12 protein-coding genes are annotated in these 15,255 nt (G+C 61.1%); 2 read left to right on the top strand and 10 right to left on the bottom strand.

All coding sequences use genetic code 11. From position 1 onward, the window contains the following. The first annotated feature begins 35 nt into the window (after nt 1–35). Nucleotides 36–533 (top strand): pantetheine-phosphate adenylyltransferase, encoded by a 498-nt coding sequence (gene coaD / locus ACSAMM_RS02075; protein WP_457789435.1) that lies wholly within the window; start codon nt 36–38, stop codon nt 531–533. After that, entirely contained in the window at nt 523–1,008 is a 486-nt protein-coding gene (locus ACSAMM_RS02080; RefSeq protein ID WP_178723678.1) for an ATPase, read from the top strand. The genes coaD and ACSAMM_RS02080 overlap by 11 nt, the downstream gene beginning before the upstream one ends. A gap of 68 nt (nt 1,009–1,076) precedes the next feature. On the opposite strand, the gene ACSAMM_RS02085 is transcribed toward ACSAMM_RS02080, so the two are convergent. The 10 genes from ACSAMM_RS02085 to ACSAMM_RS02130 form a co-directional block, all read right to left on the bottom strand. Further along, complete coding sequence (locus ACSAMM_RS02085) at nt 1,077–1,340, bottom strand: hypothetical protein (RefSeq protein ID WP_457789436.1); 264 nt, start codon at nt 1,338–1,340, stop codon at nt 1,077–1,079. Between the two features lie 4 nt (nt 1,341–1,344). Then, nucleotides 1,345–1,725: an SHOCT-like domain-containing protein gene (locus ACSAMM_RS02090; protein WP_178723682.1), complete on the bottom strand. Its 381-nt coding sequence runs from the start codon at nt 1,723–1,725 to the stop codon at nt 1,345–1,347. A gap of 15 nt (nt 1,726–1,740) precedes the next feature. Further along, entirely contained in the window at nt 1,741–2,100 is a 360-nt protein-coding gene (locus ACSAMM_RS02095) for a DUF2089 family protein (protein WP_178723684.1), read from the bottom strand. A gap of 282 nt (nt 2,101–2,382) precedes the next feature. Then, a complete protein-coding gene (locus tag ACSAMM_RS02100) occupies nt 2,383–3,471 on the bottom strand; it encodes an SGNH/GDSL hydrolase family protein (protein WP_457789439.1) in 1,089 nt (362 codons plus the stop codon). Between the two features lie 54 nt (nt 3,472–3,525). Then, nucleotides 3,526–5,337 (bottom strand): alpha-amylase family glycosyl hydrolase, encoded by a 1,812-nt coding sequence (locus tag ACSAMM_RS02105; RefSeq protein WP_457789440.1) that lies wholly within the window; start codon nt 5,335–5,337, stop codon nt 3,526–3,528. 38 nt (nt 5,338–5,375) lie between these two features. Beyond that, on the bottom strand, nt 5,376–9,305 hold the full coding sequence (locus tag ACSAMM_RS02110) for a hypothetical protein (RefSeq protein ID WP_457789442.1): 3,930 nt from the start codon (nt 9,303–9,305) through the stop codon (nt 5,376–5,378). Nucleotides 9,306–9,444: 139 nt separating this feature from the next. Beyond that, entirely contained in the window at nt 9,445–10,704 is a 1,260-nt protein-coding gene (locus tag ACSAMM_RS02115; RefSeq protein WP_457789444.1) for an SGNH/GDSL hydrolase family protein, read from the bottom strand. Nucleotides 10,705–10,761: 57 nt separating this feature from the next. Further along, a complete protein-coding gene (locus ACSAMM_RS02120) occupies nt 10,762–11,667 on the bottom strand; it encodes an ABC transporter permease subunit (RefSeq protein WP_178725779.1) in 906 nt (301 codons plus the stop codon). Nucleotides 11,668–11,763: 96 nt separating this feature from the next. After that, nucleotides 11,764–12,684, bottom strand: coding sequence for a sugar ABC transporter permease (locus ACSAMM_RS02125; RefSeq protein WP_178725776.1), 921 nt, complete (start codon nt 12,682–12,684; stop codon nt 11,764–11,766). After that, nucleotides 12,681–15,254 carry a DUF5696 domain-containing protein gene (locus tag ACSAMM_RS02130; RefSeq protein ID WP_457789446.1) on the bottom strand — a complete coding sequence of 858 codons (2,574 nt, stop codon included), beginning with the start codon at nt 15,252–15,254 and terminating at the stop codon, nt 12,681–12,683. Before ACSAMM_RS02130 ends, ACSAMM_RS02125 begins: the two co-directional genes overlap by 4 nt. Nucleotide 15,255: the final 1 nt, after the last annotated feature.

Raw genomic sequence — 15,255 nt, forward strand, 5'->3', positions numbered from 1 at the left:
GAATTCACCTGCGGGTGACGGAATGGATGATGAGCGTGAAAGTGGCGATATGTCCGGGCAGCTTTGACCCGGTGACCCACGGGCATTTGGATATTGTGCGCCGGGCGGCCCAGCTGTTCGACCAAGTGATCGTGGTGGTGATGACCAACTCCTCCAAGCAGCCGATGTTCAACAAGGAGGAGCGGATGGATTTCCTGCGGCGGGCCACGTCGGGGCTTTCCAACGTGGAGGTGGACAGCTACGGCGGGCTGCTGGCGGAATACGCCCGGCAGAGGCATGCCGACGTCATCGTCAAGGGGCTGCGGGCCATGTCGGATTTCGAGTATGAGTTCCAGATGGCGCTGACCAACCGAAAGCTGTACCCCGAGGCGGAAACGGTGTTCCTGACCACGGCGGCGGACAACATGTATCTGTCCTCCAGCCTGGTCAAGCAGGTGGCGGGCCTGGGCGGCGACATTTCGGAGTTCGTGCCGGCCTGCATCGTGCCGGACATCATGAAAAAGATTGGAAGGGATGAGGAAAATGACCGTTGATGAATTGCTGGATCAAATCGACGATATGATTGACAAGGCCTGGAGCATGCCTCTTTCCGGGGGGAAATGCCTCATCGAGGCGGATCACCTGCGGGACATTATCGACGATATCCGCGGCAACATGCCTTCCGAAATCCGGCAGGCCCGGGCCATCGTGGCCGATCGCACCGATATTGTGGCCACCGCCAAGCGGGAGGCGGAGGGAATCATCCGCACCGCCGAGGAGCGGGCGCGCAGCATGGTGTCCCACGAGGAAGTGGTACGCCAGGCACAGGCCAAGGCCAAGGAGATCCTGAGCCAGTCCCAGCAGAAGGCGCGGGAAATGCGCAAGGGGGCGCAGGAGTTTTCCGAGGATGTGCTGCGCAGCGCAGAGGAGACATTGGGGCGTCAGCTGACGGAAATCCGGCAGGCGCGGCAGATTCTCCGCAATCCGGCGCCCAAGCGCAGCGAGGCGGCGGCGGAGCCGCAGGAATAAACGGACAAGATCCTACGAAGCAAACGAAAACGAGCCGTCGGCGGAAAGCCGGCGGCTCGTTTTGTGATTCACAGCTTGACGGAGACGAACGTGCCGTCCGCCGCTTCGACATGGACGATTTCCAGGCCCTTGTTTTCCTTTATGGTATCCAGGCATGCCTTTAGCAGCGACCGGACAACGTCTTTGGTTATCAGGACGTCATACGGCTCCGGCGTTTTGGCCCGCAGGCTCTCGAACAGCCGGTCGGGCAGGACGCGTACCACCCCGCCGACCAGGGCGGCCGGCACGGACAGATTCAGCCGAAAATCCTTGGTGCGGATCTGTATTCTCATAGCGTCATTTATCCACGAATACCCGGACAATGGTGCCGTCCGCCGCCTCCACGCTGACAAAGTCCCCTTCGATTTCGTCGTCCAGGCATTCGGATATGGCGTCCATCATGCTCGAGAGATCCACGCCCTGCAGATCCTTTTCCGGGATGGGCAGCTTACCGGTGGCCTTCAGGATCTTCTTTATGGCGCCTACCGGGAACTGCACTTTGACCTTGTCGCCGGTTTCGCTGTCCACGATCACGCGGAACATTTTTTTATCGTAGCTGCTGGCCGCGGGGGCAGCGGGCGGCTGGTCGATGTGCATGGCGGCCATCAGGTTCGCCCCCTGTTCCGCCGTAATCGTGCCCTCTTCCACCATTTTCAGAATTCTCAATTGCTCATCCATGATGCGTCTCCTTACTTATTTTAATTGGGCGATAGCCTGTTCGACCGTAATCGACCCGTTTTCCAGGGCCTTGAGAATCTCTTCCCGTTTCGCCGTCTGTTCGTCCGCGCGGGTCTCATACCCGAGCGCCTTAATCACGGCGTCGAGCTTGGAACGGACGGTGGGGTAGGAAATCCCCAGTTCCTTTTCCACTTCCTTTATATTGCCCCGGCAGCGGATAAACGTTTCTGTGAAATACAGCTCTTCGTCGGAGAGGTAATCGAATTTGCTGAGCCGGAAGTGATTTTCAATGACTGTGTCGCAGGAATCGCATTGGAGCCTGGCCACGGTCAGCTCATGATTACACACCGGGCAGCGGCTGATGACCTTGTTCAAACCGTCACGTCCTTTCTGGTTATCACTATACCACAAAGCGGTGCGCAAGGCGCAGCGCCTTCCTTGGTCCGAAACGGCTTTGACCGTTTCGGAGTGGTTCAATGTTCTCCCAGGCGTCCAAAGGCTTGTGTTGCAAGGCTTTGGAGAACGCCGTGAGGTTATTATACCATAAAAATCAGAAATGTCAATATAATAATTAATTATATTAATATTTATGTTAATATAATTAATCCAAAAATAAAAACGGCACAGCCTGTTTGTGATACAGGCTGTGCCGTTCGGTTATCCGGGGATCAGCAGACGAGAAGCGATTTGGGCCACCACGCGGTAAAACCAGTCATTGGGATGGTTGATGTTGTTGGCCGTCATGTCGTGGAAACGCTTGATTTCCTGCAGCTGCAGGTGGGGACGGTTGATTTCCAGGGCCGCGGCGCCGGAAATCTCCTGTTCCAGCTCCAGGTTTTTCTGCGCGTAATAGGGCTGAAACACGTTCCACATGTAGCCGTCGTCTCCCCGGGCGATGAAGCGGTTGGGGGTCAGGGGATCCATCAGGATGACTTCCGTGTCCGGACAGGTACGGCGCAGGTCGGCCACCATGGCGGCCAACTTCTCTTTGTATTCCGCCGGGGAGAACCGGTCGTTGTTGCCGAAACCGATGACGGCCAGGTCGGGATGGTAATCGGCCACCTCGGTCTGCAAATGCTCCAGGCCCCATTCCATGCGGGTGCCGCCCACGGCGGTGTCCACCAGGCGGATCGGCGAGCCGTAGGCCTCCTCCAGGCGGCGGCAGAACATCTCCGACCAAATAGGCGTATGAGGCTCCAGATTCAGAAAGCTGGTTACCTCGTCGCCGCTAACGACGCTGTCACCGTAAAAGACGAAGGTCAGCGGCTGGCCGCGGCGGAGTTTTTCCAGGGTGCGGGGCAGGCGGTCGCCTTTAAAGGCCGGTTTCTGCCAGCGCCAGGCGCCTTTGTGGGTATAAGTCACGTTGACGACGCGGGGTTGGAACACATGGCCGGGGCCCACCAGGATATGCCGGCCGAAGGCGTAGTTCATCACCGAATCGGCCGGCGGATTGTTCAGGCAGTAGAACTCCTCATAGGGGAAGCAGGGGAGGGGGGAGCCGGGGACGCGGCAGATTTGCCCGTCGGACACGCTCCAGTCCCTGCCGGGGGTATAGGTGGTTTTCAAGGTATAGTCCCGCACGGACAGGATCTCCTCCGGCGGGTAGAGCAGGGGGGCCTGCGCCCGGCCGTCGGCGTCCTCCACGAGCAGGACGCTTTCGTTATACAGGGTGTCGCCCTCCCACACCGGTGCCAGCGCCCAGGAGGGGTCGTACCGGTCGAGGCAGGTCAGCGGGTTTTTGATCATCAGAGTCTCTCCTTTGCGGGGAACGGGGCGGCCAAGGCCGCCCCGTTTCGATAGTTAGCAGCCGCACCGCCGCTGGCGGGTTCTTACCAGGAAGAAGGCGCCCGCCGCGCCGGATACGCCGAGGACACCGACGAGGATCACGGGCAGGATACCGCCCGTCTTGGTGTCCGCGGCCGGCGCTGCCGCCGCGCCGCCCGGCAGGGGAGCGGCCTGGTTGCCGGCCATCAGGGCTTTGTCCTGAGCGGCCTGTTCCGTCTGGGGTTCCTGCTGGGGCGCGGCGGCCTCCTGGCCGGCCGGCGCGGCTTGGGGCTGCGCTTCGGCCGGGTCATCCGCCGCATTCGCCGCGGGGGCGGCGCCCGTCACGGCTTCCACCATGTAGACGCCCAAATCGTTGTAGGCGACGGTGGCCTGGAAGTCATACAGGGAGATGCGATCGCCCCGGGCGATTTCTTTGCCGGTGCGCAGGTCGGTCACCTTGTACACCGCGCTTTCCGGGATGCCCATGTCTTCGTAGGGAATGCGGATGGTGAAGGGGCTGGTGGTATCGTGGACGTTGTTGTTGGGGACCACCAGGATGCCCTTGCCGTCCATGTACCGGGCGTAGCCGGTGAGGGTTTCCAGGCCGACGACCTCCACCTCGCAAATGTTGGATTCCCGATGGTTCTGCGGGAAGTAGTTGAAGATTTCCGGATAGGTGCGGCGGATGCGGATGATTTCCTTGACGCTTTCATAGAAGGCGCGGTTTTCGGGCTGTTCCAGCAAATCCAGCTGCAGAGGGGTCAGAAAGGCGGTGGAGTTGCCGTACAGCGGGTTGTTGAACTCTTCGCCCATGAAGAAGATGGGAATAAAGGGGGCCAGCAGGGATTGGTAGCCGAAGTTGACCAGGCTGCCCTTGACCGTGTAAGGTTGGTCGTGGCAGGAGGTGTTGAAGGCGTAGAAGCGGGCGGTGCCGGATTCGTCCAGGATTTCCTGGAAATTGGTGCCCAGGCCGTAGCCCTTCTTGACCGATTCCACGATGTTGTAGTATTCGGTGTACATTTCCCAGTTGTTCCAGGTAAAGCTCTCGCTGGAATGCTCATCGAAATCGTAGGCGGGCTGCAGGCGCTCGTTGGTGTTTTCGGAGAAGATGCAGACCTTCCGGCCGGCGGCCAAGGCCCGTTCCCGGATATCCAGAAAGATGCCGTAGCCGGTGGTGCTGGGTTCGCAGTCGCAGCGCAGGCCGTCAAAGCCGATGTTCGTAATCAGATTCAGTGATTGCACCTTGAACCACTCGACAAATTCCTCGTTGTTCCAGTTGAAACTGTAGCCGCCCCAGGCGTTTTCGCCGGCGAACCAGGCGGGCTTTTCGACGTACAGGGGGGCGTTCCATTCCACACCCCAGGTGATGATGTCGGAAAACACGCGGATGTTGCGCTTATGGCACTCGTTCACGAATTCCTTGACGACGGCCCAGCCCTCCTCGTAGTCCTCCGTGCCGGTCAGGGCAGGATCTACGGTGTGGGGGCCGAAGTTGCCGTAGTGGCCGCCGGTGCCTTGGCTGGTGTCGAAGACAGGGGTGAGCCACAGGCCGTTGATGCCCATCTCCTGGTAGTGATCCAGCACCTTGACCGCCGCTTGGAAGGTGCCTTCCGGCGTGCAGCGGGCGATGGTGATTTCCCCAATGATCAGGGTTTTCACCCAATCGGGGCTCATGAGGCCGTTACCCGAATCCTCCATGACCACCTGGGAATCGTCCACGATTTTCGGAATGAGGGCGGAGTTATCGATGTAGGCTGTCGTCTCTTCCGCCGCCGAGGCGAGCGGAGTGAGCACGCAGGCGGCGCTGAGCAGCGCGACCGCAGCCATCGAGACAAAGGGTCGTTTCATAGGGCTTGCTCTCCTTTCTGATGCGCCGAACGCGGCATTCAGTGATCCCTGCGGGTGCGTTTGCCAAGCAGGCAGACGGACAGGACGACCGTGCCGGTCAGGATGGCCAGCGCGCCGGCGGCCGGCAGGGCGGAACGTTCGCCGGTATCGGGGGAGCTGTTCGCATTCCCACCGGATCCGTCGCCGGAGGAATCGCCGCCATGCAGGATTTTATCGATGTTCGCCGCCTTTTGCAGCTGATACAGCTTCATGATGGCGGCGTTGAGGGTATCGTAGTTGCCCACCAGGGGCCGATTGACCGCGCCGAGCAGCTTGTAGTCGCCGCGCACAGAGGCGATTTCGTCCGCGCTGTCCAGGGTGATTTCCCCGAGATTTTCGATGGCGCTGACCACGACATAGACCGTGTCGGCGGCCTCCAGATCCTTCAGGTTGGGCACCAGGGCCTTGAGCTGATCGTCCAGAGCGTTGTACGCGTCCCAGGCGGCGTCCAGCAGGGCGCCGGAGGCGGGAACGATCTGGCCCTTCTCGTTGTAGACCCGCTTGATGGCCGCGATGACGCCGTCGATGCTGGCCTGCATGGCGTCCGTCATTTCATCGGCGCAGACCACGTCGCCGCCATGGAGGGCGAGAAGGTTGTAGCTCATGCTGGTGGCACCGCTGGAATCGTAGGGGCAGACGGTCAGATAAACCTCGTTCAGCTTGGTCAGCTTGGGCGCGGCTTCCAGCATGGCCGGGGTGATGGTGCCCTCGGTGTCCAGAATGCGCAGGGTATAGCTGCCGTCGCCCTTGGCGGTGATTTTGAAATCAAAGGGGATTTTGCTCAGGGTTTCGTACTTGAGGCTGTCGCTTTCCATCAGCAGCGTACCGTTGCGGTCGGCGTCGGTCACGACACGCACCTGGCCCCGCGCGGTATCCACCACGATGGCCAGAGGCCCCTCGGCCAGCTGGGAATACTGCTCCGCCCAGCCGTGGGTGAACAGATCCGCCAGATAAATCGCGAAGGATTTGTTGGTGGAGGTGATGGAGAGCTTGTCGAACACCAGGTGGAGGCCGTCCAGCTTCATGGGGCGATTGACGCCCACGCGGTAGTCGGTGCCGGCCTTGAACCAGGTGAAACGCACGCCGCCTCCCGTGACGTTCTCATAGGAGAGATTGTTCGACCAGTGGTTGGTGCCCATCAGGTCGTCGGTGGTGATGGAATAGTAGTTCGGATCCTTATACACGCCGTCGGAGGTGAGCCGATCGTAGACGACGCGGGCGGCCGTCAGCACGTCCTTATTGCCCACCAGGCCCTGCTGGACATGGGACAGGGCGTCGAAGGCGTCTTCCGCCGCCTGGATGGCCTCCCCGCTTTCACTGGTGACGGTGCCGATGGCACTGATGAGAGCCATGACCTCGTCCACCTGATCGGCCTCCTCCTTAGACAGATCGTCGGCGCAGGTCTCCTTGCCGCCGTGGAGGCTGAGCAGGTCGAAGGACAGGGTGTGCACCGCGTCGCCGAAGGCGCAGATGGTCAGATACGCATTGTTGAAATCCGACAGCTTGTTCAAGCAGGTCAGCATCTCCGCCGTGATGGTGCCGGTGACGCCCGCGATGCTGACGGTGTAGCCGCCGTTCTTGGCCGCCATGCGCATGGAGATGGTCTTGCCCGCCAGATTCGCGGCCTTCAGGCTGTCGCTGCTGGCCAGCGTATGGACGGTGGGAGTGCCTTCCGTCGCTTCGGGGGAGTCGAACGCCACCGTCACGTATTCGATGGCGCCGGTTTGGGTGTTCAGGATAATGGCCATGGGGACATACCGCGCGCCCTGGTTGTACAGCAGCTGGGAATAGCCCTCCTGCGCGTCGTAATCGGCCAGGAAGAAAGCAATCTGGCCGCCGGCCGTGACCTGGAGATTGCTCATTTCCAGATGCAGGCCGTCCAGCTTCAGCGGGCGGTTGATGCCCTGCCGCATGTTGGTGCCGGAATCCTTGAAGCCGAAATGGATGCCGCCGCCGCTCAGCGGCGTGGCGCTGACGCTGTTGGTCCAATAGTTGGTGCCCATCAGTTCGCTGGCCTTCACGGCGTAATACCGGTAATCGATCGATGCGCTCAACTGGGTAAAAGCGGTTTCCGCGGCGGTGAGGGTTTCGTAGTTGGTGACCAGGGCCTTTTCGTCGCTGTTAAGCGCGTCATAGGCCTTCCGGGCCGCCTCAATGGCCGGGCCGCTTTCCTCGGTAACGGTGCCGATGGCGTCGATGAGGGTCATGGCGTTCTGCACAGCGGCCTCATCCACCAGGCCTTCCGCCGTGCCGGTCTTGATGAGGGACAGGTTTTTGAGGGTGTATTCCGCCATGCCGTAGCCGCCGAAGCCGATGGAGCCGTTTTCCACCAGGGGGAAGTCGTTTCCGGTTTCGGCGATTTTTTCCCCGTCGATGTAGACGGTCAGCTTGGTGGGCTCGGTGACGATTTTGAACCGATAGTCCTGGTTGGGCTTCAGCTCCTTGGTGCCGATGCCAAGGAAAGGATCGCCGCTGTAGTGCTCGCTTAGGCGGAGCTGATTTAAGGAGAACCAGTCGGCCATCCACTGGCCGCCCGCAGCGGTGTCGTTGGGATTCGTGGTGCGGATTGGCATGCGCAGCTGGACCGAATCGCCCTTCATGTTGAAGGTGAAGGAGTAGGTGTAAATCCCGTTTTTCTCCAGCGCCACGTCGGCGAAGGTGATGGCGTGATCGTCCCCCTCCTTGACGGTGATGGAGTTGGTGGCGGCGTCGATGCTATACTTGTCGTGGGCATCCCAGGTCAGGGAGAAGCCCTTCAGCAGGTTGTCGCCGGCGGGCTCGTCGCCGCCCTGCTTGGTAAGCGACAGGTTTTTCAGGGTATAGGCCGGCAGGTTATAGCCGCCGAAACCCAGCTTGCCGTCGGTGTAGGCGCTGGCAAAGGCCGCTTCATGCACCAGAGCGTCGTTGATGTAGATCGAGACTTTTTGCGGCTCCGAGACGATTTTAAAGCGATAGTCAGTCTCGGCGGCAAAGGTGAAGGAGCCGGCGGAGGCGTTGTTGTTACTCCAGTAGTCGGTGCTCAGACGCACCTGGTTCAATTCCGGCCACAGGGAAAGCCACTGGCCGTTTTGAGGGTCTTGTGCCCGGATGGGGAAGCGGAACTGGGGCGCGTTGCTGACGCTGGTGGTGCGGAAGGTGAACTCATAGGTATAGGTGGCGTCCTTGTCCAGGGCGACGCCGTTGAAATACACGGTGTGCTCGTCGGCGTTGTTGACGCTGACCGCATGGTTGGCCGTGTCGGCCTGGTATTTCGTGTCGTCCTGTTCGCTGAGGGTGAAGGCGTCGAGCAGGTTTTCCACCGGCGGCTCGGCGCTCTGTTTGGACAGGGAAACGCCGCTGAGGGTGTACGCCGGCAGGTTATAGCCGCCGAAGCCCACCTGACCGTTGGTATACAGGGAGGCAAAAGCCGCTTCGTGCACCAGGACATCGTCGATGTAGATGGAGGCCTTCTGCGGCTCCGAGACGATTTTAAAGCGATAGTCCGTCTCGGCGGCGAAGGTGAAGGAACCGGCGGAGGCGTCATTGTTGCTCCAGTAGTCGGTGCTCAGGCGCACCTGATTCATCCCCGGCCACAGGGACAGCCACTGGCCGCTTTGAAAGCCTTCCGCCCGAATGGGGAAGCGGAACTGGGGCGAGTTGCTGACGCTGGCGGCGCGGAAGGTGAACTCGTAGGTATAAGTCGTGTCCTTGTCCAGGGTGACGCCGCTGAAGTAGACGGTGTGCTCGGCGGCATCGTTGACCGTGATGGAGTTGGTCGCCGAATCTACCTGATACTTCTCGGTATCCGACGAGCTGAGGGTGAAACCGCTCAGCAGGTTCTCCGGGGGAGCCGCGCCGACGAGAAGGGACGAGACGCCCAGCATGCCCGCGGCGATCAGTCCCGCGCTGGCGACGGCGACGCATTTGCGAAGCATAGTCTTTGATGACATGGATCTTTTCCTCCTAACATCCGAATGATAGCCTCAGAGCCATGGGCTCCGGCGGATTTGAATGAGATCCTCCTTCCTTCTAATGGGTATAGACGATGGTTGATGGCGATATAAAACCGGCGGCAGCCGGGTTTGCGCGTTACCAGTTCAGGGTTTCCTTCAAATACGCCGTCAGCTGCTCGGCCAGCTGGCGGTGGCCGGCGGAGGAGGGATGACCGTCCGCTCCCTCGGCCACGTCGGCGTCGGTATAGACCCCGACGAAGCAGCCGACCCGGGTATCCTTGTCCCGCTCCCGGCACACGTCGGCCACCCGCTGCAGCAGGTCCAGGTGGCGGGTGGTGCCGCCGCCGGCGGCCAGGACAATATAGGCCTTGGGATATTCCCGGCGGATACGGCGGACAAAGGCCTGGTAAGCGGTATAAAAATCGGCGTCAAGGACATTCATGGCGTAATCGTTAGTGCCCAGGTGCACAATCACCGCGTCCGGGTCGGGAGAGGGAAAGGCGTATGTTCGGCGGTTTTTATACAGGATCTGGTTGAAGTATTTCGGTACCACCTCGGTTTTGGAGCCGCTGAGGCTGACAAAGCAGCCGTGGCCCGACAGGGCGATGACGGTGCATTCCGCGTTCAGCGCGTCGGCGGCCAGCATTCCATAGGTCAGGGAGGCGTTTTCCTCCTCCAGGCGAAAGCCGGGGGCGGTCCCCTCGTTGCCGTAGCCGGCGGAAATGGAATCGCCGTACACCTCGATACGCCGGGTTTTACGCGCCGGGGCCGGGGCAGGCTTGCCGCCGCCGTAGTCGAAGCCCTCGAACTGCAGCTGAGAGCCGAACTGCGCCTCGGTGCGCTTGGTGACCCGCACGGTGTGATAGCCGTCCGGCAGACCGGAGGCCAGGGGATACCGGACGGTGTTCTCGTTCACCTTCAAAACCGTAGGTGCGCCGCCGTCGATCGAGACATTCAGGTAATCGAGGCCGCCGTGAATATCGGGGGAGGGCAGCGTCATGCGCAGCTTGATGGCGATGCCGGTGCCTATGAAGCCGGCGGAGATGGTGCTGCCCGACCATTCGAATTGATAGACGCCGGCCCCCTTTTCGTAAAACCGACCGATGAGCTCCACGGTGTTTTGACTTTGAGCGGGAGCCGGGACGGTCTTGGAGGAGGAGGGTGCGGTCGTGCTGCCAGCGGTGCTTTTTCCGCCGGAACCGGCGGTGGTAACAGCGGCGCGGGTGACGGTGCTGCGCCCGGCGGGGCCGGACGTGTCGGGCACCGTGGACGGCGCGGAGGATACGGTTTGCCCAGTGGAAGCGGACGAGACGGATACGGAAGAGGACGCACAGACGCTTTCGGCGGAAACCGGCGGCGCTTCCCGGGCACAGCCGCTCAATACAGCACAGCTCAACAGACATCCCACTCCTTTTCGTAACGCTTGGATTCTCATAGGGTTTCCTCCTCTTGGCTAGTTGGCCATGCCGGACAGGGCGATGCTCTTGACCAGCATTTTCTGACAGAAGCCGAACAGGATGAGCAGGGGAATGATAATCAGCATGGAGGCGGCGTTGCGGGCGATGTTGGTGCCCAGCATGTCGGCGTTGAGACCCACCCGGATGTACAAGGACTCGATGGTGTTGGCGAACACCGGCATTTCGTTAAAATAGATGCTGGAATAGGTGGAATCCGTCCATTGCCAGCAGAAGGAGAACAAAAACACCGTCATCATCATGGTGCGGGCGTTGGGAAGCATCACCTGGAAGAAGGTGCGGATGGTGCCGGCGCCGTCGATGTAGGCCGCTTCCTCCAATTCGGCGGGCAGGGATTTGAAGAATTCCCGCAGTAAGTAAATGTACAGCCCTTCTTTGATGCCCAGGCCGGTAAAGGCGAGAATCAGGCTGGGCCAGAAGCTGTCGGTCAGATTGATGGTGAAGCTGCCGACGCCGAAATAGACGAAGCCCAGATATTGGGCGATGCTGATGACGTGATAGGGCACCAGCATGATGACGATGACCATGGCCATGGCCAGCTTGCTGCCCCGGAATTTGAAACGGGCAAGGCCGTAGCCGATCATGGTGCAGGAAGCCACCTGGATGACGCCGACCAGCAGGGACAACAGGCCGGTGTTGCGCAGCGTCTGGCCCAGATTTAGCCCCTCCAGGGCCGTCTTCCAGTAGTACAGGGAGAAGTGCCGGGGCACCAGGCGGACGGTGGAATCCAGCAAATCGTCCGGGCTCATGAAGGCCATGAGGATTTTATACACAAAGGGCTTCAGGATGATAAAAGCCAGGCCGAAAATGATGACAAAGCGTATCAGGGACAGAAGCAGGCCGGGAACCCGCTGCTTCAGGGGGATCCGACGAACAGCGCTCATACAACCATTCCAATCTTTCGATGAAACTGGAATTTATGCCCCCGGCGGCAGGGCCGGAAGGACAAATTCCCGCGTGAATGACGGTTTCCCATGGAGTCAGCCGGCCCGATCCTCGCCGCCGTACCGGATAAACCGGGTCAGGACCGCCAGCACAATCGCCACCATGGCGGCGATGCAGAGAAGATAAATCACATACATGGCCGTTCCCTGGGCAAACAGGTTGTTGCGGAAGGCCAGGCCGTTGATATAGCTGACCAGCTCGCCCCGCTCGTCCGCGAGGATGTCGATGATGGTATAGACGACGCAGACCTTGATCTGCGGGCCGATCATGGGGAAGGTGATTTTCCAGAACAGCTCCCATTTGTTGCAGCCCTCCACCTGGGCCGCGTCGTACAGAGAGCCGGGAATTTCCTGAAGACCGGCCAGCAGGATGAAAATCTGCATCCCGCTGGACTGGACAATCCGGTAAATCCCGGCGATGGAGGAGCTGATGAGGGAAACCAGGGCCTCCGGGAGATTGACCGAGGTGAGCAGGGAGGCAATTTCCATTTTGTCGCCGGCGGCAAGACCGGTGTCCAGCGACCGGCCTTCCTCCACCACGCTGATGATGTTGGTCGAGGCTTCCACGCTGGAGATGACGCCGGTGGCGAGAATGACCGGCACAAAGAAGATCACCCGCGCGAGGCCCCGGCCGTGGAATTTCGTATTCAAAACGCTGGCGATGAACAGGCTGAAAATGATGATGACCGGGATATCGGTGGCGAAGCTTTTCATGCTGGTGATGAGATAGGGGACAAAATGAGGATCGACCTGCAGCGCCTCCTTAAAATACGTCAGGCCCACGGGCTGCAGCGTATAGCCCTCCGGAGCCAGTTCGATATCGTTTATAGCGAAGCGGAAGGTCTGTACGAGATTCGGCAGAAACACGAACAGCACGCCCAGAATGAGGGGGAAGATAAAGAAATAGCCCGCGTAGGAGCGCCGCCGCATCAGGGTGGACTTTCTGCGCTTGTTCATGACGCGCCCCCTTTCGGATTCTGCCGCAGCAGGAAGCCGCGGGCCGGTATGGCGGCGCCGTCGATTTGCACCGTCGTGTCGCCGTAATTGACCAGAACCTGAACGCCGTTGCTGAAGCCGGACAGGGTGACCTCATCGCTGAGCCGTTCGTGGGCGGTGAAGGCCGCCTGCTTGGTGGCCTGATAGACGTCGTCCAGCTCGCGGTACCGGCGGATCACCTCGTCCAGCTGCTCGGCGCTGTTCATCGAGTAAAAGCCGGTGGCGTAGGCGGTGCCGCTGAGCATCCGATCGCTCCCCGTGATGAGGGAGAAGGAGAGGCCCGCGCCGTATTCCACCGAGCGGAGAAACGCGGTGTCCGCGTCCGCCGCCAGGTTCAGGGGTCCGCCGGTATAGGGCAGGCTGCCGTGCACCACCATGGGGTAGAAGGGGACGGTTTCGCTGAGCACGTCGAAGCCCGAGGAGGACAGCGGCATGCCCGCCAGCCGGGACAGGTAGGCAAGCGTGAAGGCGTTGCCGTTCTCCGAGAGCAGGGGCCGCTGCTTGGCCGCATCCCGCAGGGCGTCGGTGATATAGGCGGCGGCGCCGGTGCGGTCAATGTTCCGCTTCCGGCTGTAATCCCCCGGCACCAGCGAGGCCGCGGAGGCATAGGACAAGCCGACGGATGGGTCGGGCAGGGCGGCGTCCAGGCTCTGCCGGAAGGAGGCTGACAGGCCGCCGTATAGAAGAGGGGACACCAGATACCGGGTGAACCGGTCGTTCAGGAAGGCGCGGTCCACCGGATCGTACTGTTTCAGGGCGGTGAGGCCGCGGCTCAGGTTCTGGGCGGTATCGGCCCTCAGGGAGTATCCGTCGAACCAGGTGTCGGTATAGACCAGCTGGAAATCCGCCTCCAGGTACAGCCGGCCGCCGGACAGGGCGTTCGCCAGTGTCCGCAGCCCGTCCGCGTCGCCCACCCGGCGATCAATGGAAAAGGCGTTGTTGACGCCGTGGGTAATCCCCTCGCCGGAATAGCCGCGCAGGCGCAGATCCACGCCGGTGATTCCCTCGCTGGCCAGCCGTTCCATGTCTTGGCGAATCTCCTCCAGGGTGGAGAGGGTCAGCTTCTTGGTATACGGGACGCCTAGGAAGGAGGCGTCCTCGGCAGCCAGGCCGGCGTAATCCAGGAACAGGCCGCTGTCGGTGGTTTGGCCGGTCAGGCGGCCGTCCTCGAGCATGGCGCTGCGGGTGTAGGCGGCCATACCGGCGTAGCCGGCGGCGTCGCCGTTCAGGAACGCGTAGCGCACCTGGGGGCTTTCCCGCAGGAGATTTTTGCTGTACAGGTTGAACACCGGGATATTGCGGTCGGTGCCGATATCGGTCACGTCCATTTCCCGCACGGTGAAGGAGCAGAACGCGTTGTTCAGGGGATTGGCGGCGGACAGGGTGTTCGCGTTGATGGAGGCCGCCTGGGCGGCGTTTTCCACCATGGCGAGGATACCCGACTGGCCATAGGAAATGCCGAACACGGGAAGCAGGGCCTGCTGGGTCAGCTGGGTTTTCGCGGCGGCCTTCTTGGAGGGCTCCTCGCCGTAAATCCGCTGGGAATAGCTGCCGGCCTCGCCGTTGAACTGGATGAGGGAGCCCACGCCGTCGGGAACGAGGAAGTAGCCGCTTTCTTCCTGGCCGGCGGAGCCGAAGAATTCCAGCAGGTCGATTTGCTGGAGGGTGAAGCGGTCGCTCTGCTCGGTCACCTTGTCCATGAGGATGCGGGCGGTGAAGCCGTCGGCGGTCAGGGCGTATTCCACCGGTACCACGAAGCCGGCCTCGTCGGTTTGGGCCGCTTCGATGCCCAGAGAGCTCAGCGTCTTCTGATAGTCCTCTTGGGTATAGCCGCAGGCCTGCATGTATCCGTCGATTTCGATGCGCTTGAGCTTGTCGACGGTGTCCTTGAGGATATACAGCGCCTGGGTATCCAGTGCGGGGTAGATTTCCCGCATGGCGGCGTATTCCTCAGTCGGATCCTCCGGCGTGTACAAATCGTAGTACCGCTCGATGCGCCGTACCTGGCTGGAGCTGAGAGCGCCGGAGTCGCAGATGGTGTCTTCGAAGAAAGCCTTGGTAAAGACCTGGGGCGCCAGCAGCAGGGCGTTTTCGCTGCCCATGGTGTAGGTCACCCGCAGGGCGTTGCCCTGCCGGCGGACGACGAAGTTCTCGTTGTCCACGCTGTCGGCGGCGGAGGTCATATACAGCCGGCTGCTGTCGCTGTTGTAGTAGACCAGGGATACTTCGGAGCGCAGGCGGGCCAGCGCCTCGTCGGACACGGTGTCCCCCTCCTCCGGGGCGGAGGCGTATACCCGGCCGCTTGCCTTATCGGTGACGGTGAAATGGGTGGTGGCGGCGTCGAACCGGAAGGACACCCGGTCGTTCTCCATGAGTACCTCGCCGCCTTCGACCGTTTCCCACCCGCTGTCGTCGCCGGTATCGTAGGTGGCGGCGTCGGGAAGCGGGGATTCCTTGGCGCCGCAGGCGGAGAGAGGAACGCAGACCAGCAGCGCCGCCAGCGCCAGGGTCCATGTTTGTTTGCCCGTCATG

The organism is Anaeromassilibacillus sp. SJQ-5 (assembly GCF_054108045.1).